9 protein-coding genes are annotated in these 21,771 nt (G+C 59.7%); 2 read left to right on the forward strand and 7 right to left on the reverse strand.

Annotated features, from left to right (window positions below; genetic code table 11):
• Positions 1–155 precede the first annotated feature (155 nt).
• Entirely contained in the window at positions 156–12,002 is an 11,847-nt protein-coding gene (locus tag AC1PUL_RS20750) for a T1SS-143 repeat domain-containing protein (protein WP_480465877.1), read from the forward strand.
• A gap of 254 nt (positions 12,003–12,256) precedes the next feature.
• Here AC1PUL_RS20750 and AC1PUL_RS20755 read toward each other — a convergent pair whose 3' ends face one another.
• From AC1PUL_RS20755 to AC1PUL_RS20785, 7 genes are read right to left on the reverse strand one after another with little or no spacing between them, the layout of a single operon-like run.
• Complete coding sequence (locus AC1PUL_RS20755) at positions 12,257–13,636, reverse strand: FGGY-family carbohydrate kinase (RefSeq protein WP_480465878.1); 1,380 nt, start codon at positions 13,634–13,636, stop codon at positions 12,257–12,259.
• Complete coding sequence (rhaM, locus tag AC1PUL_RS20760) at positions 13,633–13,956, reverse strand: L-rhamnose mutarotase (RefSeq protein WP_298464076.1); 324 nt, start codon at positions 13,954–13,956, stop codon at positions 13,633–13,635. The genes AC1PUL_RS20755 and rhaM overlap by 4 nt, the downstream gene beginning before the upstream one ends.
• On the reverse strand, positions 13,953–14,963 hold the full coding sequence (locus AC1PUL_RS20765) for an ABC transporter permease (RefSeq protein WP_480465879.1): 1,011 nt from the start codon (positions 14,961–14,963) through the stop codon (positions 13,953–13,955). The genes rhaM and AC1PUL_RS20765 overlap by 4 nt, the downstream gene beginning before the upstream one ends.
• Complete coding sequence (locus AC1PUL_RS20770; RefSeq protein ID WP_298464071.1) at positions 14,960–15,952, reverse strand: ABC transporter permease; 993 nt, start codon at positions 15,950–15,952, stop codon at positions 14,960–14,962. Before AC1PUL_RS20770 ends, AC1PUL_RS20765 begins: the two co-directional genes overlap by 4 nt.
• Positions 15,953–15,961: 9 nt before the next feature.
• On the reverse strand, positions 15,962–17,497 hold the full coding sequence (locus AC1PUL_RS20775; protein ID WP_298464068.1) for a sugar ABC transporter ATP-binding protein: 1,536 nt from the start codon (positions 17,495–17,497) through the stop codon (positions 15,962–15,964).
• 60 nt (positions 17,498–17,557) lie between these two features.
• Positions 17,558–18,553, reverse strand: a complete 996-nt coding sequence (gene rhaS, locus AC1PUL_RS20780; protein ID WP_298464064.1) for a rhamnose ABC transporter substrate-binding protein — start codon at positions 18,551–18,553, stop codon at positions 17,558–17,560.
• Positions 18,554–18,604: 51 nt separating this feature from the next.
• Positions 18,605–19,417: a DeoR/GlpR family DNA-binding transcription regulator gene (locus tag AC1PUL_RS20785; RefSeq protein WP_480465880.1), complete on the reverse strand. Its 813-nt coding sequence runs from the start codon at positions 19,415–19,417 to the stop codon at positions 18,605–18,607.
• Positions 19,418–19,618: 201 nt separating this feature from the next.
• On the opposite strand from AC1PUL_RS20785, the gene AC1PUL_RS20790 reads away from it, so the two are divergent.
• Complete coding sequence (locus tag AC1PUL_RS20790; protein ID WP_480465881.1) at positions 19,619–21,715, forward strand: bifunctional rhamnulose-1-phosphate aldolase/short-chain dehydrogenase; 2,097 nt, start codon at positions 19,619–19,621, stop codon at positions 21,713–21,715.
• The last annotated feature ends 56 nt before the right edge of the window (positions 21,716–21,771 follow it).

Genomic DNA, 21,771 nt, shown 5'->3' on the forward strand with positions numbered 1-21,771 from the left:
TCCTGAAAGTGTTCATTTTTCTCCGCCGAAATTAACTTCATTTTCAACATTGGTCGGTTGGCGCATAACTGGTTATGCAAGTGAGGTTAACAGACTGTTGCGTCGCCCCCGGGCCAGGATTTAACTGGCCGCAACGAATTAAGGGGTTAGTCACCATGTCCATCGAAGATCCGCGTCTGTCCAGCATCGACACCACTTCTGCATCTGACGAGTTCGACACTGCCGTCGAGCAGCATCTGGGTTTCGCCGGTGAGGCCGTCGAGGGGATTGAAGTTGCGCAGGCCGAGACGCCCGACAGTGGCCGCAACGATCGCGTTCCGGCCCAGCCGCCGGTCCAGACGGTTGCTGCTACCATCCCGAGCGAAGTGACCCCGGATGCGGACAACGTGGTGACGCTGCCGGCTGGCATCGAACTCGACAACCTCGAATTCGAAGTGGATGGCGAGAACCTCATTCTCGTTCTTGCGGATGGCACGGAGATCGTCGTTATCGGTGGCGCGGCCAATATCCCGACCTTCGTGCTCGGCGACGTCGTCCTCCCGCAGGTCGCCCTTTTTGCAGCACTCGAAGGCTCGAACATCAACGTTGCGGCCGGACCTGACGGAACTTTCTCGGCCCAATCCACGCCGAGCAACAGCCGTGACTTCGAAGACGAGGAGATCGGTGACGGCCTTGAGGAGTTCGCACTCGCAGGCCTGCTGGATGGCACGGATCAGGACAATCTGCAGACGGCGAGTTCGGCAGGCGGCGGAAACATAGGTCCGATTGCCGGGGACCTTGGCTCGTTCGGCTATGATGAAGCCGTGCTGGTCACGGAAGGCACGGCAGATGATGTTTTCAGAAGCGTCTTGACCTTCAGGCAGGGGACCGCCTTTGCGGCCATCACCGGCGTTAGCTTGATCGGGCTTGGTGCACCGAACCTTGCTGGAAATGTCGCTGAGCCCGGAGATACCGCGACGCCCTATGGGCTGACATATGGTGGCCAGGGTCTGACGATCGTGACCAACACGGTTGAGGCTGACAGCCTTGAACCGCGCTTTATCGCGATCGAAGCTTACGGCGCTGATCTTGATAACAACGGTAGCCCGGACCTTGTGTTCCGCCTGACCATTATCAATCGGACCTCTGGCGCGTTCGAATTCCAGCTCTTCAAGCCGCTCGATCACGCCGATCTGAATGAGACGGATGCCAGCGACCTTCTGCGGCTTGCCTTCAGTTATACCGTCACGGATTTGACCGGTCGGGAAGCGACCGGCTTCTTCGATATCGACATTGCCGACGACGGGGCGACGATCTCTGTTCCTGGGACGGTGGTCAATGGCGAGTTCCAGCCGGTGGTTGGGGTTGTCGAAGAAGAGCAGCGGGAGGTTGACGGGCGCGGTAACGAAGACACCGACGGCGATCTCGATGGCGACGAGTTCGGCAAGGAGCCTGGGCCAGAAGCGCGTTCTGACAGACCCGGTTTCCAGGACAATACAACGCATATTGCCACCGGCGGCCTTGGCATTTCCTGGGGTGCGGACAATCTCGATTTCAACGACGAGCTCGACGTAGACACGCTGGCAGGTCTTGGCAACAGGACCGTTTCCTTCGTTATTCCGCAGGTGAGCGGTTCGGAAGGCGAGGGCAGTGAAGGCGAACTCGCTGCAAGGTCTGTGGTGACTGAGCTGACGTCCAACGGCTACACCGTGGTTTACGAATACAGCGACGACGGCAAGACGCTGACCGCCTATCGCATCGCCATTACCGAGAAGGGAACCTTCTACGTTAACGACGAGGGTGACTTTGTATTCGGCGAAGCGATCGGCAGCGCCCGTGTCTTCGAAGTCGTCCTGGATGACAACGGTTCGGGCTCTTACACCTTTACGCTCTTCGGCACGCTTGATCACGACGGCGCAGAAGAAGATGCCCTGCAGCTGGACTTCCAGTTCACCGCAACGGATTCCGACGGCGATACGACGGCACCTGCGACGTTCAGCGTCAAGGTGATCGATGATGAGCTGGAGCTTCGAGGTCCGGACCGTGAGACCGTTGATGAAGACGGTCGTCCGGGGCTCGAGTCGGGTGCCGGCAATCTAGGCCCTCGTGACTCAGACGATTCGCGTGGCGCGACGTCGGAAACAGGCAGGCTGAACATCCGCTGGGGGGCTGATGATGGTAATTCTGTTCGCAACGGTGGCTTTACCGAGCAGAAGGGTGATCGCGCCGTCATTTTCTCCGCTGATAATGTTGCCGAAGGGCGTGGTTCCGACGAGATGGTTCGGCCGCTGACTTCCAATGGGTATCGTCTGCTCTATGTCCAAGGCGACAACGGCACTACGCTGACGGCTTATCGCGTTAACGCCGCGAACCAGCTTGTCGATGCTGAGGGAAATCTGGTTCGCGTTGGGGAATCGGAATCCACCGTAACTGTTGATGTCGAACTGGGGCAACTCGTAGGCGTCTCTCGCATGCAGGCAGCCCCGGCGGCTGTCTTCGAACTGACGTTGTCGGACACCCGTTCCGGTTCGTACACGTTTACGCTGCTGGATAATCTCGATCACCATGGTCGGGGCGAGGATGATCTCTATCTGGACTTCAACTTCACGGCGTATGATGGTGATGGGGACGCCAAGTCCTCCTCGTTCACCGTTGTCGTGGACGACGATACGCCGATTTTCCGTAAGTCCCCGGAAGACGAAACCGTTGCCGAGAGATGGATTGGGGAACGGCGCAGCTCTCAGGATGGAAATCTCCGAATCTCCTGGGGCGCTGATGATGCAAACAGCGATGAGGACGGCGGTGTAGCCGAGGGGAAGGGCGACCGTTATGTCGTTTTCCGTGAGCAGAATGCACCGGAAAACCTGACATCGAATGGTCTTGGCCTGGCTTACGTCTACGGTGCGAACGGAACAGCGCTCGTCGCCTATCGCGTGAACGGCTTGGGTCAACTCGTCGATGGCGAAGGCCGGGTTATCTTCGGCAGAGACGGTGCAGTTACGATCCAAGACGGTGAGTTGAGTGCTAATGCTGGGGAAATGGCTCGCGGCGCGGCTGTATTCGCGGTCTCGCTCTCCGACACGGACTCTGGTTCCTACACCTTCACGCTTCTCGACAATCTCGACCATGTTGGCGAAGGCCGCGGCAAAGAGATCGATCTCAAGTTCAAGTTCCAGGCGGTCGATAGCGATGGCGATGTCTTGAACGGCTCTTTCGAGGTCGAAGTGCGTGACGGCGGTCCGAAACTCGGTGACGGCGTTTTGTCATCGGTCGTCGATGAAGAAGGTGTCTCAGATCGCTCCGGAAATGCTGAAGACAGCTATACCGGGAATGAAGGTGCCGCCGCAGACGCTGTGGGGACCAGCACTTCCACGCCGAACGTGTCACTGAACATCAACTGGGGCGAAGACGCCGACCTGAAGTCAGAAGCGTTGACCAATGGTGAGATCGGCAATGTCGATGACCCGATTGGTCGTCAGGTTGTCTTCGCTGCGGTTGAAGGCGGCGTCGCTCTTCCTGTCGGTGTAATCGCAAATGTGGGCACGGTTCTCGGCTCTGATTTCGCCTCTCTGAAGTCTGGCACTCAGCCGCTCTCCTACCGGGTTGACTATCTGCGGAATGATGCGGGCCACTGGAACGGCGGTTATGTGCTGACCGCATCCGTGGGCGAGAGTGTCGTCTTCAAGGTTACGCTCGACCCGTCCGACGCTGGCAGCTACAAGTTTGAGCTCCTGGGTGTGCTTGATCACGCTGGCGCCAATGCTGAGGACAACATCGATCTGAGGTTCCGCTTCAGGGGCATCGATTCGGATGGCGATGAGACTGCCGTCGGCAGGTTTACGGTCACCGTTGACGACGACGCGCCGATTGCCGGTATTGCTGTGGTCGAAAATGTTGAGCTGCGCCACGACGAGACGGTCGACGCCCAGGATCAGACGGATGATAAGTCTGAGACTGTTCCTTCCGCTTTCAGCGCGCTTGGCTCCGTCATCGGCTGGGCCCAGCAGGCCGGCATGGTCTCGACGGATACGTCGAGCTACGGCGCTGACGGCGCCGGCAGCAAGACGCTCGCTCTGACGCAGGCGAATGGCTCAGCCTTCCCGGGCATCGAAGCGTCTTCCGGCGTGGATTCCGGTCTTCAGAACCTTGCAGGCCAGAGCATCCAGCTCTTCAGCCAGGGTGGTCTCGTCCTCGGCAAGGTCGGCGGCACCGTCTACTTTGCCCTGTCGATCGACAACAACGGCACGGTCAGCATTGCGCAGTACCAGCCGATCAAACATGATCCGAATGTCAACGCGAATGACCTTGAGAGCATTGCAGGTGTCCATGTTACCGTGACGGTGACGGATCGCGATGGTGACGTAAAGTCTGCAACGACCGCATCTGCACTCAATCTGAAGATCGTCGATGATGGTCCGTCGGTTGAGCTCACCCAGACCGGCAAGACCGTTGACGAAGATGGTCTCTCGACTGGTAATGGCGCTCGTCTTCGTTACACCGGCGACGCTGATGAGACCGACCGCTCCGTCAGCGGCAACCTCGCCTACAATTTCGGCACGGATGGCAAGTCGGGTGAAGCTGACGACATCGTCTTCGACCTCATGTCGCTGCCGGAGCTGAAGTCGCTCGGCACGCCGCTGACCTACACCTGGGACAACACATCCAACACCTTGACCGCCAAGGCTGGTTCTGGGTCGAACGCCCCTGAGGTGTTCACGCTCCGGGTTACCAACGTGGAGACGGGTGCATTCACCTTCACCCTGAGCCGCGCTCTCGACCACAACCCCACGACGGGTGCCAATACCGAGGACGATATCGACATCAACTTCGGGTTCACCATCAAGGATGCTGATGGTGACACGGCAACGGGTTCTATCCTGATCACGATCGACGATGACGCGCCGTTTATCGGCACATCAGAAGCAGATCGTCCTGAATCCGAGTCTGTGAAGGAGTCCTCTCTCCCGAACAATCGTTTCGACACACTTGATGGCGCGGATTCCGCAAATCAGGTCGGAGATCTTAAAATCCGTTGGGGCGCTGACAATCAGGACGTCACGCCGGGCGCAAACCGCAGCGTTGCTTTCGTGTCCGGCCTCACCGCGCCGCTTGGGTTGACCTCAGATGGCAACGACATTCGTTACGAGTTCAACAGCGCTCGCACCGAGCTGACCGCTGTGACCGGAAGCGGTCGTGACAAGGAGGATATCTTCAAGGTTACGCTGAATGATGACGGCAGCGGTAGCTATGTCTTCGAACTGATCAGAAATATCGATCACGACGCGCAGAACAACTTGGCAAAAACGCTCACCTTCGGCTTTGTTGCCAAGGATTCCGACGGTGATACCGCGTCGAGCAGCTTCAATGTCACCATTGAAGATCAGACGGCCTCGTTTGGAACGGCCGAGACAAAGACCGTCGATGAAGAGTTCCTGACTTGGTCTGGCAATACCGGCCTCGAACATGAATATCCGGGTGATGTTTGGATGAACTTCACCCGTGTGGATGGTGATCTGAACATCAATTGGGGTGCTGACAATAACGATGAAGGCCGGACAAACAACCGTTCGGTTAGCTTCGATGGTTATACCAACGGTCAGTCTTTTGGCTCGCTGACGTCTGATGGCGCTCAGGTCAAGGTCTGGGTCAGTCAGGATGGGACTCTCTACGGTTATGTAGGCAGCAATCCTGCGGCGAACCAGGTCTTCCGGGTCACCCTCGACGACGACAACAGCGGTAGCTACACCTTCACCCTGCTCGGCAATCTTGATCATCCGACGCCCCGTGCGGAGGACGATCTGCGGCTTGAGTTCAACTTCAAGGCCATCGACAGCGATGGCGATGTGACGCTGGGCGGCAAGTTTGCGGTTGTCGTGAATGACGATGCAGCGCGCCTGACCGGTGCTGAAAACAGCGCTGTTGATGAGGATGGCCGCAGCGGTCCTGGAGGCACGCGCCTTCAGGGCGCCAATACGGAGAATGCTTCGGATGATATCGACGCTTTCTCGCGCGTCTCTGGCAAGTCCCTCGGCATCGAATGGGGTGCCGATAACAATCTGAAGTCTGAGCAGCTTACGGATGGCGCCATCGGCACCATAAATGACCCGATTGGCCGCACGGTGGCCTTTGCGAACGTCTTGGCACCGCAAAGCGCGACACCGCTTGATGTTGGTACGGTGACGGCCGCCCAGCTCGGTCTGGGTGAGCTGAAGTCCGGTGGCGAAGCCCTGGTCTACACCATCACCTACCTTCAGAGCACGCCTGGCGTGTGGAACGGCGGTTATGTGCTGACGGCGACGAAGGGCGCGAATGGCCCTGAGATCTTCAAGGTCACGCTCGACCCGACGGCCACGAATGGCGCCTACAGCTTCGAGCTGAAGGGTCCGCTGGATCACACCTTCGGCGACAACCGCGAAGGCAACCTGGACCTGACCTTCAAGTTCGCCGCCTTCGATGCCGATGGCGACGCGGCCAGCAACAGCAACATCTTCAATGGTCAGATCGTCAACGGTTCGTTCACGGTTACCGTCAACGACGACAGCGCCACAGCGCGCAACGACAGCGTGACGATTGCGGAAGATGCGGTTCTGCCGGCCACGGGCAATCTCATCAGCAACGATACGGTCGGCGCAGATGGCGCCGTCGTAGACCAGGTCAAGTTGCCGGGCAGTTCTTCCTTCGTTGAACTGACCACCGGCACCGCTGTAGATGGCGGTGGCTACAGCTTCGCCGTTGCAGGCAAGGGCACCTATGTCTTCAAGCCGAACGGCGAGTGGAACTTCACGCCGCTTGCGAACTTCAACGGCGACGCCAGCTTCGAATACAAGCTGCGCGATGGCGATGGCGATGTCTCCAATGCTGCGACCGTGACCGTCACGGTCACGCCGGTGAATGATACTCCGGTCGGCAACGACGACGCGTTTAACGTGACCGAAGCTCAGATCGAGGGTGCCTTGGTCGGCTCCCAGTATCGGGTCGGCAACGTGCTCAGCAACGACACCGATGTTGATAACGATCCGCTTCTGAATGCTTCGCCCCGCCAGACTCTGGTTGCCGCAGTGAACACTGTCACGATCAACAACGGGACGAATACCGGACTGGCCCTGACCCTCGACCCGACGCCCGTCAACGGCGTCTACAAGATCAGCGGCTCCCATGGCGACGCCTACCTCAAGGTGGAAGCCAATGGCGACATTAACATGTGGACCGACAGCGGCGAAGATCCGTACAAGGCTCTCGGCACGACAGAATCCGCCACGATCACCATCGGTTACACGGTATCGGACTCGCAGAACCCGGCCCTGACCGACACAGCGACCGCAGTCATCACCATCAACGGAACCAACGACAATCCGACGGCGGTTGATGACAGCTTCCTGGGTGCTGGCGGCGGACGCTTCAGCGATAACTTCAATGCCGGCAACGTGAACGGCTGGACGGCCGTCAAGCTTGGGAACAGACCCAACACCAACGAAGGCGTTTGGACTTTTGCCAATGGTGTCGTGACCGAGAAGGAAAACGAGGCCGACGCCTTCCTGAAGGCGCCGACAAACGCCCTTCCTTCGGGCGCGGCTGCCAGCACGGTCTATCGTATCGAAGTGGACGCTGATCCACAGAACAACAACGCGCGCGTCGAACCTCGCAACGAGGCTGTCGGTCTCGTCTTCGGCTTCGTCGACAACCAGAACTACTACCGGGCCTATTGGAAGAGCTACGACCATAACTCCCGGAACGACCAGGACTACCGCGACCTCGTCCTCGAAAAAGTCGTGAACGGTCAAGTGACGATTTTGTCGAAGATCGACAACATCAACCTCGGTAACGACATGATGAAGTTCGTCCTGTCGGTCGGCCCAGGCGGTATCCGCGTCGAGGTGTCTGGAAACTTCACCACGCAGGTGCTGACCAGCACCGAGCGTCCGGCGCTCGGCGGCTATGGCCTCTACTCCGAGGACAATGACGACGGCATCACCTATGACAACTTCAGCATCACCGTCGGTGGCGCCATCACCACCGCAGAAGACACGGCCCTGACCATCCAGGCCGCCGACCTCCTCGCGAACGACAGCGATGTCGATGGCGATGCGTTCGAAATTGTCAGCGTTGGCGGAAACTCTACGACCGGAACCTCCGCAAATGGTGGTGTGGTCTCGCTGGTTAACGGCGTTATCACCTACACACCAGCTCTGAACTTCAGCGGGCGGGACACGTTCACCTACACGATCTCTGACAACAAGGGCGGCACAAGCACCGCAACTGTCACGGTGAATGTGACGGCCGTTGCAGATGCTCCGTCGCTGTCAGTCTCTGCGGCAAGCGGCGACGAAGACACGCCGATTGCACTGAACCTCGCGGCTGCTCTGACCGACACGGATGGTTCTGAGGCGCTGATGCTTGAGATCCGTGATATCCCGGTTGGTGCGGTTCTGACGGCAGGCTCCGGCCAGACATTCACGGCGACGAGTGGCTACACCGTTGCGAACATCACGGGCTGGGATCTGTCGCAGCTCAAGATCAAGCCGCCGTCGAACTCGGATGTCGATTTCACGCTCCAGGTCCGCGCGACCTCGACTGAAGCGACAGGCGGTGACACCGAGGTAGTTAGCAAGAGCTTCGTCGTCACAGTAGCTGCTGTTGCAGATGCTCCGTCGCTGTTCGTCTCTCCGGCAGGCGGCAACGAAGACACGCCGATTGAACTGAACCTCGCGGCTGCTCTGACCGACACGGATGGTTCTGAGACTCTGACGCTTTTGATCCGTGATATTCCGGTTGGTGCGGTTCTGACGGCAGGCTTCGGCCAGACGTTCACGGCGACGAGTGGCAACACGGTTGCGAACATCACGGGCTGGGATCTGTCACAGCTCAAGATCACGCCGCCGTCGAACTCGGATGTCGATTTCACGCTCCAGGTCCGTGCGGCCTCGATGGAAGCGGCAGTCGGTAACCCCGAGGTTGTTAACCAGAACCTCGTCGTCACAGTAGATGCTGTTGCGGATGCTCCGTCGCTGTCAGTCTCTGCGGCAAGCGGCGACGAAGACACGCCGATTTCGCTGAACCTGACGGCTGGTCTCACCGATACGGATGGTTCTGAGGCTCTGACGCTTGAGATCCTTGATATCCCTGTTGGTGCGGTGCTGACGGCAGGCTCCGGCCAGACATTCACGGCGACGAGCGGCAACACGGTAGCGAACATCACGGGCTGGGATCTGTCGCAGCTCAAGATCACGCCACCGTCGAACTCCAATGTCGATTTCACGCTCCAGGTCCGCGCGACCTCGACGGAAACGACAAGCGTTGACACCGCGGTTGTTAGCCAGAACCTGCTTGTGAATGTGACGCCGGTGAATGATAAGCCGGTCCTCAGCGTGGGTGATACGACGATCGACGGCGCTTCCGGTGCCCCCCTCTATCTTCGTGACCTGCCGGAATGGTCTGCCAGCGATCCAGATCAAGGTGATGCAACCAAGATCATGACCGTGACCCTGACACTCACGGTTCCGCAAGGTGTCGGCAGCCTCGCCGCGAACTGGGGTGGAGTTGACGGCTCGATCAACATCTCAGGAGCTGGCCCTAATGCCGCTATGGGTGAATTCACCACCCTGACCATTGTCGCTAATGGTGACGCATCCAAGGGGCTCGACGGCTATGACGTGCTCAACGCCTTACTGAAGGCCCAGGGTTTTGATCCGGTCAACAACCAGATCGGCGTCGTCTTCTATCCGGCTGCAAATTTCAGTGGGAACGTCACACTGAGCTACACGCTGAGCGACAATGGTGGAAACGGCGGTGCCGCTCTTCAGGATACGGGCTCGTTGACGATCAGCGTTGCCGGACCCACGAACCAGGCGCCGATCGACATCATCTGGAACGGCGTGGAGACCGGAGCGAGTGGCATCAACTCTGGCACAATCGCCAACCTGTCTGTTGCCGATCCGGACAATACTGGGGGTTATGTCTACTCACTGCTTAATGGATCCAGCAGCGGTTTCAGTGTAAGCAGTTCGGGTGTTGTCACGGCTGCATCGGGCCTCGCCAAGAATAGTACCTATACTTTGATCGTTCAGGTCATGGATGGCAGTGGCGGTGTTTATGTCGAAACCTTCAATGTCATCCTCGGCGACGGGGCAAAAAATACCTTGCCGTCCACCGTGGGCGAGAATGCGCCGATCCTTGCTGGAGACGATATCCTCTATGGTGATGGCAACGAGGACACGCTTTATGGCGGCGAAGGCAACGATACGCTGTTCGGTCAGTCGTCTAAAGACAGCTTGTATGGCGGTGCAGGCCGCGACTCGCTCTACGGTGGCAGCAGCGACGATACCCTTTACGGCGATCAGGATGATTTGGTTCTAGACGGCGGTAATGACGACGACACTCTGGTGATCCAGTCGAACTTTACCAGCGTGAGCAATGCTCAGATCACCGAAATCGAAGACATCGAGCTTGCTGTTGCGGTGACTTTGAACCTGTCGAACCAGACAGAGGCCTTCGATATCGAAGGGTCTTCGGGTGGCGATAGCATCACGGGCGGTTCCGGTAATGATGACATCGAAGGTAACGGCGGCAATGATGTCCTTATCGGCGGCGCCGGAGCAGACAGGCTGGAAGGAGGGGCAGGCGCTGATACGCTTACCGGTGGTGTGGGACGCGATACTTTTGTAATCGAAGTGGGTGACTCCATACCAGTGATCTCCGGATCAGCGGGAAGCGCGAACGGTACTGTGACTGGATTTGACATTATAACTGACTGGGGCAATGGTGGAATAGCCGACAAGCTTCAGTTTGAAGTTGATGTCAGACAGGCAAATAGTGGTGCTTGGGTTTTTGGAACAACATCTAGCCTTACAGTTGCCGGTGATCCTGTAATTGGTCATTTTGTAGAATCTAGTACAGGGATCACGCGTTTCGTCGGACAGAATGGTGGCTCAAATCTACTGTCGATAACCACGACCGGTGGACTCGCTGCGGTGGTACAGTATCTGACAAGTACAGATATAGGCAGCGCTGGAGCGACCATTGCGTTCACTGGCATGGGCAACACCTATGTCTATCAGCAGACCGGCAATGGCAGTGGTGGAAGTCTCGTTCAGCTCACTAGTGTGACCCTAGCGGATATCTACACCTCGAACGGCGTTGTTTCAGAAATCGACCCGATCATCCTCGACCTCGACAAGAACGGCTTCGCCTTCTCGTCGATCGACAACGGTGTCTCGTTCGACATCAATGCCGATGGCAACAAGGACCAGATTGCCTGGACCAAGGACGATGGCATCCTGGCCTATGATGTTGACGGCAACGGCGTCATCGACAATGGCTCGGAAATCTTCACGCCGGATTTCAACGGCGGCAAGTTTGCCAGCGGCGTGGCGGCTCTCGCTTCGCTCGACTCGAACGGCGACGGCAAGATCGATGCGGGCGATGCGGCCTTCAAGGATCTGAAGATCTGGCTTGATGCCGACAATGACGGCATCAGCGATGAGGGCGAGCTCTCGAGCCTCACCGACAACGGTGTCACCAGCCTCTCGCTGACGACCGACCAGTCGGGTGGTTCGGAAGATGGTCAGGTGATCTTCGCCGAGGGTGAATTCACCTTCGCTGACGGCACCACCGGCAACTTCGTCGAAGTCGGCTTCGACACGATCTTCGGCTCTGAGCCCGAAGGCGTGACGCTGCATGGTGGCATGGGCGAGGTGGTCATGACCGGCACGGATCGTGCTGACACCTTCGTCTTCGACGAGACGGCGCTTGACGAGCTCGACGTGGCCGATGTCATCACCGACTTCAGCACGGCGGAAGGCGATGTGCTTGACGTGACGGCTCTGCTCGACAGCCTGCTGGGCGAGCAGCCCGATGCCACGGTCGACACGCTTCTGCGGGCCACCCTGGACGGCGCCGGCAACACGACCGTCAGCGTCCAGGCAGAGCCCGGCGTCTGGAAGGATGTGGTTGAGTTGCAGAACCACGACACCGCGATCAAGGTGCTGTTCGAAGACAAGCACACCACGATCACGCCGCATGATTGATGCCTGTCTTTCATGACACGCACTGACATTGGAAGGGGCCATTTGTGGCCCCTTTCTTTATTGTTTCATGGTGTCGGGCTGGTTGCCGGTTTGATCCCGGCGAGGTGCCGGTAAGCCTTTTTCGGCACGGCACGGCACGGCACGGCACGGCACGGCGCGGCGCGGCACGGCGCGGCGGCGGATTCATGAGGTGGGTTCTTATGCCTGGGTGGTGACGGTAATCTGCTTGCCGGAACGACGCCTGTGGCGGCCGCTCAGGGCTGGTGCAGCGTCACAAGGTGTCGCCAGGCGGTCGCGTAGTCGTCGAGGCCCGGGATAGACTGCTCGACGGGTCGCAGCGACTGTTTTGGCCGCGCGCCGGCAAGAATGGCGGCGCCCATGGCCGTGCCGGTCTGAGAACCGGAGGCGAAGACGCTCCGTTTCGTCAGGCTGGCCAGGCCGGCCAGATAGATCATGTTGCTCGCAAATGGGCCTTCGACAACAATCTCGCCCTGAGCGTCGATCATCTCGAGGCATGTCGCGGTCATCATGGCCTGGTATAGGCTGGCGGCCGCCCGCCATGCGGCGGCGGTCTCCGGTATCTCCGTCCACCGTGCCTTGGCTGCAGGAAAGGGGCCGGTGCCGGCGACCGTGCTCGGCAGGAGCATGGTCTTCTTCCCGATGACGGTTTCGAGCTCCGCCCATTCAACGGCATGGCTCGTGGCCGGCAGATCCTTCGTCGTCATTTCCCACTCACGCCCACCCATGTAGCGGGCTGAAGGGACGGGCGTGCCGAAGGCATCGACATTGACGAGCGTATCGCGCGCGGGATCAAGCGCTGAGGGCTGCCCGCCGGGTGCGAAGCAGATGACCCAGGTGCCGGTGGACACGACGGTGCAGGGCTCCGTGCGATCGACCAGATGCGGCAGGAGAGAAGCGTTCGAATCGTGAATGCCGCAATAGACGGGAACCGGTTTCGACAGTCCGATCTGGCGGGCGAGGTCTGTGCGGATCTCGCCGAGAACGTCGAAGGCCGAGTGGATCGGCGCCATCTTGTCCGTAAGGCCGAGCCTGTCGACGAGCGGCGAAAACCGGCCATCAAAGGGAAGCCAGAGGTCTGTATGGCAGCCAAGCGATGTCTTTTCGTTGGCGGCCACGCCCGTCAGGCGCAGTGCCCAATACTGCGGATAGGTGACGATGGTCGATACCCGGGCGAAGTCTTCCGGAAAGCAGTTCCGCTGGTAGTGCAGCTGCGCACCGAGATTGAGGCCGCCTGTCAGCCGGGGCGAATAGGTCTCGCTGAAGTCCGGCCGTAAAGCGTCATAGGCGCTGTTTATCTCGTCGGCGTAGAGATGTTCATAATCGAGCACCGGCAGTGCGAGCGCTCCCGTTGCATCAAGCAGGGCAGCGCTTGCTCCATGGGTGGTGATGGAGAGCGCATCGAACCCTGGTTCCCGCGCAAAGCCCGACAATGACTGTAGGATAAAGGCCCAGAGCCGCTCCGTATCGAAATGCGGATAGGGTGGGCCTGACAGCACCGCGTTTGCCGTCTTGTGTACGGCAATCTCCTGCCCTGTTGCGGCGTCGACCAGCACCACCTTGGCATTGGTTTTGCCGATGTCGATGACGGCGATGCGTTCGAAGGACTGGCTCATGGCATGTGAAAGACGGGTTTCAGATCGACGGCCCAAGGTGAGTTGTCGGGATTGGTTGCCATGATGTCGGCCATATGTGCCCACCATCGCTTCATCACCGGATGGGACGGAAGGTCGGCCATCTTGTGCGTCTTCGTGCGCGTGAGAACGCCGATCAAAAGGTTCGTCTCGGGATCGAGATGGATCGTGTAGTCGCTGATGCCGGCATCATGCAGCAGGTCGACGAGATCAGGCCAGATCTCGTCATGGCGCTTCCTGTATTCGGCCTCCATGCCGGGATTGAGCTTCATCTTGAAGACGTGGCGTTCGGTCTCGCTCATTGCGAATTCCTCGCATGCTTGATCCGGCGGGCGACAATCGGCAGGGCAATCGTGATGATCAAGAGCAGGCCGATGAAGATCGACATGACGATGCCCGGCACGTTGAGAAGGCCAAGACCGAAGGTGACGAGGCCCATGACAAAGGCGGCGATGACGACGCCGACGATGGTGCCGGATCCGCCGAGGATGGAGACGCCGCCGAGCACGACCATGGTGACGACTTCAAGCTCCCACCCTTGAGCGATAGAGGGGCGGGTGGAGCCGAGACGCGAGGTGAGGCAGACTGCGGCGATGCCGCTCATCAGGCCGGTCAGCAGGAAGAGGATGAATTTTACGCGCTCGACCGGAATGCCGGAGAAACGTGCGGCGTGCGGATTGTTGCCGATGACATAGACATGGCGGCCGAAATTGGTGCGGTGCAGCAGAATGGCGAAGAGCAGTGCCATGACCAGGAAGAGCACGAATTCGAAGGAGATGACCCAGAAGACGTAACCCTGGCCGAAGAAGGCAAATTCCGGCGGATATTTGCCGAAGGCCTGGTCGCCCAGAACCAGATAGGAGATGCCGCGGAAAAGGCTCATCGTGCCGATGGTCACGACGATCGAGGGGAGCTTCAGGCCAGCAACGAGCAGGCCGTTGAAGGCACCGCAGGCAAGGCCGGTGGTGATCCCGATCGCGACCAGACCGGGTGCTCCGACGCCGAGCTGTGCGGCGTAACCCATGGCGGTCGAGGCGAGCGCGATGATCGCGGCGACCGAGAGGTCGATCTCTCCGGCGATGATCAGTAGCGCCATGGCAAAGGCGATCAGCGCCTTTTCGGTGAAATTAAAGGTGGCGTCCGACAGGTTCCAGGCATTGAGGAAGTAGGGCGAGGCAAACGAATTGGCGATGAAGATCAGCACCGCCACGCAGAAGAGCAGAACTTCCCAGCTGCCCAGCAGTCGGCGGAAGGGTGTTTCGAGCCGGTCGGGAATGACGCGTTTCGTCTGTTCGGTTGCAGTGCTCATGCGGTCACCTCCTTTCCGGCTGCGCGGTCACGCAAGATGATACGTCCCTTCTTGGCCTCGGCGCGGGCGTTGAAGACGACGGCGAGCACGATGACGATGCCCGAGATCGCCATCTGGGCGAAGGGCGAAATGCCGATGACGGGGAGCGCATTCTTGATGACCCCGAGGAAGAGGGCGCCCAAGACCGTGCCGATCACGGTGCCGATGCCACCTGCAATCGAGATGCCGCCGATGACGCAGGCCGCGACACTGTCGAGCTCGAAGCCGGCGGCGATATCGACATAGGCGACCGCATAACGCGAAACCCAGAGGTAACCGGAGAGGCCGGCCAGCGCGCCCGAGAGCACGAAGGCCAGGAAGCGAGCGCGACCGACATCAATCCCGGCATAGATGGCCGCGACCGGGTTGCCGCCTGCGGCATAGGTCGAGCGACCGAAGGCGGTGCGGGCAAGAATGAAGCCAATGAGCAGGATGACCGCGATCGCGACCCAGGAGAGGATTGGCAAGCCCAGCACCGGCAGGCGCGGCACGCCGAGAAAGTCCGGCTGCATCTGGTGTGCATTGACCCAGGCGCCGCCCGAGAGCACGAAGCTCATGCCGCGATAGATGGTCAGCGTGCCGAGTGTGACGACGATCGGCGGGATCTGCAGGGCCCAGACGAGGAAGCCGTTGATGGCGCCCAGCGCTGCACCAATGCCGATTGCAATGAGCACGAGGAGTGCCAGCGGCAGACCCGGATAGGCGCTGTCGAGCATGGCGACGGCCATGCCGGTAAAGGCGAGATTGGCGGCGACCGAGAGGTCGATCGACTTGGTCAGGATTACGACCATCTGGCCGAGTGCCAGGATGATCAGGATCGAGGTGTCGTTGAAGATCGTGACCAGATTTTCCGGGTTGGCGAAATTGGGCGCGCGGGTGGTGAAGCCGAGGATCATGCCGATAATGATCAGACCCAGCAGCATTTCCCGGTTTTTCAAAAGGTTCTGCATTGTCATTCCTCACGCATTGCCGGTGGCGGCGCGCACTAGCGTCTCTGCGGTCAGGCCTTCGCGCTCGAAAATGCCGGCCTGCAGGCCCTCGCGCATCACCATGACGCGATCCGACATGCCGAGGATTTCCGGCAGTTCGGACGAGATCATGATGATCGAAAGGCCTTCACTTGCGAGTTCCGAGATGAAGGCATGGACGGCTGCCTTGGAGCCGATGTCGATGCCCTTGGTCGGTTCGTCGAGAATGATGACCTTGGGCGAGGTGGCGAGCCACTTGCCGATCACGACCTTCTGCTGGTTGCCGCCCGAGAGCGTTCCTACCGGCACGGAGAGGGCAGCCGCGCGCAGATCGAGCCGTTCGGCAAAGCGGCGCGCAAGCTTCAATTCATTTGTCGCCTTCAGGAAGCCTGCAACCGAAGTCCGGATCAGCGAGGGCAGCGACATGTTCTGGTAGATCGGCAGTTCCAGCGCCAGACCATGGCGGCCGCGCTCCTCGGGCACATAGACAATGCCGGCTGTGATCGCATCGGAGGTGTTCCGGATGGTGATTTCGCGGCCTTCGAGTTCCAGCCTGCCCGATTTCGGTCTGTTAATGCCGAAGATCGACTGGCAAAGTTCCGAGCGGCCGGCACCGATCAGGCCGTAGACGCCGAGGATCTCGCCCTTGCGCAGGGTGAAGCTGATATCGCGGAATTCGGTTTCGTGGCTGTAGCCGACGACACTGAGGACCGGCGCGCCGATCACGGCCTCGATCTTCGGGAAGACGTCGTGGACGTCGCGACCGACCATCATGCGCACGATCTCGTCCTGGGGCGTGTCCTTGAGAACGCCGGAGCCGACCATGCGGCCATCGCGGAAGACGGCATAGTTGTCGGCGATCTCGTAGAGTTCGTCGAACTTGTGGCTGATGAAGAGGATCGCCTTGCCCTGGCGCTTCAGGCCCTCGACAATGCGGAAGAGATCGTCGATCTCCTTGCGCGACAAGGCGGCCGTCGGTTCGTCCATGATGACGATACGGGCATCGACGGAGAGTGCGCGGGCGATCGCGACGAGATGGCGCTGGGCGATCGAGAAGTCCTTGAGCTTGGTGGTCGGATCGATGTCGCTTTCCAGCGCCTTCATCAGCTGCCGGGACCGCTCGTTGATGGTGCGCCAGTCGATCAGGCCGAAGCGGGTACGCGGCGCGTGGCCGAGGAAGATGTTTTCGCCGACGGTCAGTTCGTCGAACAGCACCGTCTCCTGATGGATGGCGGTGACGCCGGCGTCGATGGCTTCCTGGGCGTTGGCAAAGGTGGTCGGCTTGCCGTCGATCAGGATCTCGCCTTCGTTCGGGCGATAGATGCCCGTCAGGATCTTGACGAGCGTCGACTTGCCGGCGCCGTTCTCGCCGATCAGCGCGGTCACCTTGCCCGGATAGAGGGCGATATCGACCCGATCGAGGGCTTTGACGCCCGGGAAGATCTGGGAAATGCCCCGCATTTCGAGAATTGGCTCGCCAGCCGGGATCGCGCCCGCCGCGAGCTTGGCAGATTGAACGGTCATCATTTGCTTACCGAATGAAAGAGAATCCCGGCGGCTGTGGCCGCCGGGTCTGGTCCGCCGAGATCAGAAGATCTTGGAGAATTCCTCGATGTTCGAGGCATTGTAGACAAAGGGATCGGCCATTGCGGCTTCGCCGTTGTCGCCAACCTTGATCTTGCCCATGCGGCCGGCTTCGATTTCCGAGCCGGGAGCCGCATCGGTCTCGCCCTTGACGAGGCGATAGGCGATCTGGGTTGCGGAGTAGCCGAGGTCGATCGGGTTCCAGATGGCGAATTCCTTCGTCGCGCCGGACTTGATCGCGCCAGCCATTTCCGAGGGCAGACCGAGGCCGGTCACGTAGACGTCGCCGATCTTGCCGGCATCCTTGACGGCCTGGGACGCTGCGAGAACGCCAACGGTTGTCGGAGCAACGATGACCTTGACGTTCGGCTGCGAGGTCAGGAGGCCGTTCGCTTCGCGGTAGCTCTTGTCGGCCAGGTCGTCACCATAAACGGTGGTCACGAGGTTCAGGCCGGGGAAGTCCTTGAGCTGCGCCTTCATTTCCTCGATCCAGATGTTCTGGTTGGTCGAGGTGGTGGTGGCGGACAGGATCGCGAAGTCACCCTTGCCATCCGGCAGGTGGTTGGCGGCGAGCTGCAGGCACATCTTGCCAATCAGCGCGTTCGACGACGGGTTGAGGTGCATGATGCGGCCTTCAGGCGCTACACCGGAATCCCAGGAGATGACCTTGATGCCGCGGTCCATGGCCTTCTTGAGGGCCGGGACAACTGCGTCCGGATCGTTCGCCGAGATCGCGATGGCGTCGACGCCCTGAGCGATCAGCGAGTTGATGACTTCGATCTGGCCTTCGGCCGTGGTCGAGGTCGGGCCGGTATAGATGACTTCGACGCCTCCCAGTTCCTTGGCTGCTTCCTGTGCGCCCTTGTTAGCAGCTTCAAAGAAGCCGATGCCGAGCGACTTGACCACGAGCGCGATCTTCATGTCGGCGGCCTGTGCGGCCGAGCCCATGGTGGCAAGTGCAATCGCTGCACCGGCCAGCAACATCTTTGTCAGTTTCATATTATCCTCCCAGGTTGATGAACTGCTTTACTCTCCCTCCCGGCGCCTCCTCTAGGCGACCGACGAGGTATCCTCCCTTGCCGATGAAGCCATCGGCTTCACGGTCATGAGCCTTACGCCGGCGTCGGTGACCATATTGGCCGCCTCGTCGGAAATTCCGTCATCGGTGATGATCGTCGACACCTTGTCGAGCGCACACAGGATCAGGCTGGAGCGCTTGGCGAACTTGCTGGAGTCCACCATGACAATCAGCTCTTCGGCCTGGCGCACCAGCTTCTGTTCGCTCTGGATGACGAGAGCATCTGATTCCATCACACCGAGTGCATTGATGCCCTGCGCGCCGATGAAGATGCGGCGGGCATAGAAATTGCGGATCGCGTCATTGTCGAAAGGCGACAGGATCAGGCTCTGGTCGCGATAGATCGCGCCGCCTGGAACCGAAACCGTGCATTTCGAATGCTTCACCAGGTGCTCGGCAATGGCGAAGGAATTGGTCATCACCTGCAGGCGGCGGGCCGACATGAAATGCACCATCTGGAAGGTGGTGGTGCCACCATTGATGATGATCGAATCACCCTCTTCGCAGAGATCGACCGCTGCGCGCGCAATTGCGCGTTTCTTATCGATATTGATCGATTCGGAGACGCGGAAGGGGCGGGCGGCGAGATTGCCGAGCTGCGGCGGGTGCACGGCTTCTGCGCCACCGCGGACGCGCCTCAGCTTTCCCTGCACGTGAAGAGACGCGATATCCCTGCGGATCGTGGCTTCTGAAGCCTCGGTCAGCTCGGCAATGTCCTGCACCGTGATCACAGGTTTTTCCTGGATCGCGCTCAGAATAATGCGATGGCGTTCGCGTTCGTGCATGGGGTCCTCCTGACGGTGATTTATTCGTAATGTTTTTACGCTGTCAATCAGAAACGATCAAAAATAATTATATTGCATCGCACAATGAAAAGAAATGATCGAAACTGATTGACAATCGCGGGATGGCTGCGCGATACCTGCGAACAAGAAGGAGATGAGCCGTCGCTGACTGCTCATGAAAATCAATGCAGGGAGGATGTCATGACGGGCCAAACCCGCCTTCTCGAAAACCGTTGGGATGATGCCCAGGCGGCCAAGCTGGATGAGCCCGGCAAGCTTCTTTACCGTTCCAATCTCTTAGGCGCCGATAAGCGCATCACCAATTATGGTGGCGGCAACACCTCCGCCAAGGTGATGGAAATCGATCCGCTGACGGGACAGACGGTCAAGGTTCTCTGGGTCAAGGGCTCAGGCGGCGACGTCGGGACGATCAAGCTCGACGGTTTTGCGACGCTCTATCAGGAGAAGCTCGAAGCGCTGAAGGGCATCTATCAGGGTGTGCACGACGAAGACCGCATGGTCGGCTTCCTGCCGCATTGCACCTTCAACCTCAATCCGCGTGCTGCTTCCATCGATACGCCGCTGCATGGTTTCGTGCCCTTCGCGCATGTCGATCACATGCATCCGGATGCGATCATCGCGATTGCGGCCTCGAAGAACTCGAAGGAATTGACGCAGAAGATCTTCGGCTCGGAGATCGGCTGGCTGCCTTGGCGCCGTCCCGGTTTCCAGCTCGGCCTCGACCTCGAAGCCTTCGTGAAGGCCAATCCGACCGCCAAGGGTGTGGTTCTCGAAAGCCATGGCCTGTTCACCTGGGCGGATGACGCCAAGGATTGCTACCTGCTGACGCTTGAGATCATCAACAAGGCGATCGCGTGGTTTGCGAAGGAGACGGAAGGCAAGACGATCTTCGGCGGTGCCGTCGCAAAGAGCCTGCCGGCAGACGAGCGCCGTGCGATTGCTGCGCGCCTGATGCCCGAAATCCGCGGTCGCATCGGCAAGGCAGAGCGCAAGCTTGGCCATTTCGACGATCAGGATGCCGTGCTCGAATTCGTCAATTCGAAGAACTTGCAGCCGCTCGGCAGCCTCGGCACATCCTGCCCCGACCATTTCCTGCGCACCAAGATCCGGCCGCTGATCGTCGATTTCGATCCGGCAAAGCCGGATGTCGATGCGGTTCTTGCCGGCCTCGACAAGGCGCTCGAAGCGTATCGCGCCGACTACACCCGCTACTACGAGACCTGCAAACACGACAATTCGCCTGCCATCCGCGATCCGAACCCGGTGATCTTCCTGGTTCCCGGCGTTGGCATGCTGTCCTTTGCCAAGGACAAGGCGACGGCCCGCATTGCCGGTGAATTCTACGTCAATGCGATCAACGTCATGCGTGGCGCTTCGACGGTCTCCGAGTATCAGGGTCTGCCGGAGCAGGAAGCTTTCGATATCGAATACTGGCTGCTCGAAGAGGCAAAGCTGCAGCGCATGCCGAAGCCGAAGAGCCTGGCCGGCCGTGTTGCCTTCGTCACCGGCGGCGCCGGCGGCATCGGCCGGGCGACCGCCGACCGGTTGATGGCGGAAGGGGCCTGCGTGGTGCTGGCCGATATTGACGCGGCGGCACTGGAGCAGACGGTCGCCGACTTCTCGAAGAGACATGGCGCGGACGTGGTCCGCTCCGTCCAACTCGACGTGACGCGCGAGGATGCGGTTATCCGCTCCTTCGCCGAAGCCTGCGTGGAATTCGGTGGCGTCGACATCCTCGTGTCGAATGCCGGGATTGCCTCGTCTGCACCGGTCGAAGACACGACGCTTGCCATGTGGGACAAGAATATCAGCATCCTGGCCACTGGCTATTTCCTGGTCTCCCGTGAGGCTTTCCGCCTGTTCCGGCGCCAGAAACTCGGCGGCAACGTCGTTTTCGTTGCGTCGAAGAACGGTCTTGCCTCATCGCCGAATGCGTCCGCCTATTGCACGGCCAAGGCTGCCGAGATCCATCTCGCCCGCTGCCTCGCGCTCGAAGGGGCGGAAGCCGGCATCCGCGTCAACACCGTCAATCCCGATGCCGTGCTGCGCGGTTCGAAGATCTGGAACGGCGAGTGGCGCGAGCAGCGCGCGGCCTCCTCGAAGATCGAAGTCACCGATCTTGAGGAACACTACCGTAACCGCTCGATGCTGAAGCTGAATGTCTTCCCGGAAGACATCGCCGAAGCCATCTACTTCCTGGCGTCCGATCTTTCGGCCAAGTCGACCGGCAACATCATCAATGTCGATGCCGGCAACGCGCAGAGTTTCCCCCGCTGATCTCCCAAGAGCCTCGCGGCGGTTTCGCCGCGAGGCTGTCAGCCGCTCTGCCGGGC

This window comes from Rhizobium sp. P43 (assembly GCF_056730705.1).

Coding starts and splice junctions, on each gene's coding strand:
- AC1PUL_RS20750 (WP_480465877.1), top strand. CDS start 156: ATGTCCATCGAAGATCCGCGTCTGTCCAGCATCGACACCACTTCTGCA.
- AC1PUL_RS20755 (WP_480465878.1), bottom strand. CDS start 13,636: ATGAGCCAGTCCTTCGAACGCATCGCCGTCATCGACATCGGCAAAACC.
- rhaM (WP_298464076.1), bottom strand. CDS start 13,956: ATGAGCGAGACCGAACGCCACGTCTTCAAGATGAAGCTCAATCCCGGC.
- AC1PUL_RS20765 (WP_480465879.1), bottom strand. CDS start 14,963: ATGAGCACTGCAACCGAACAGACGAAACGCGTCATTCCCGACCGGCTC.
- AC1PUL_RS20770 (WP_298464071.1), bottom strand. CDS start 15,952: ATGCAGAACCTTTTGAAAAACCGGGAAATGCTGCTGGGTCTGATCATT.
- AC1PUL_RS20775 (WP_298464068.1), bottom strand. CDS start 17,497: ATGATGACCGTTCAATCTGCCAAGCTCGCGGCGGGCGCGATCCCGGCT.
- rhaS (WP_298464064.1), bottom strand. CDS start 18,553: ATGAAACTGACAAAGATGTTGCTGGCCGGTGCAGCGATTGCACTTGCC.
- AC1PUL_RS20785 (WP_480465880.1), bottom strand. CDS start 19,417: ATGCACGAACGCGAACGCCATCGCATTATTCTGAGCGCGATCCAGGAA.
- AC1PUL_RS20790 (WP_480465881.1), top strand. CDS start 19,619: ATGACGGGCCAAACCCGCCTTCTCGAAAACCGTTGGGATGATGCCCAG.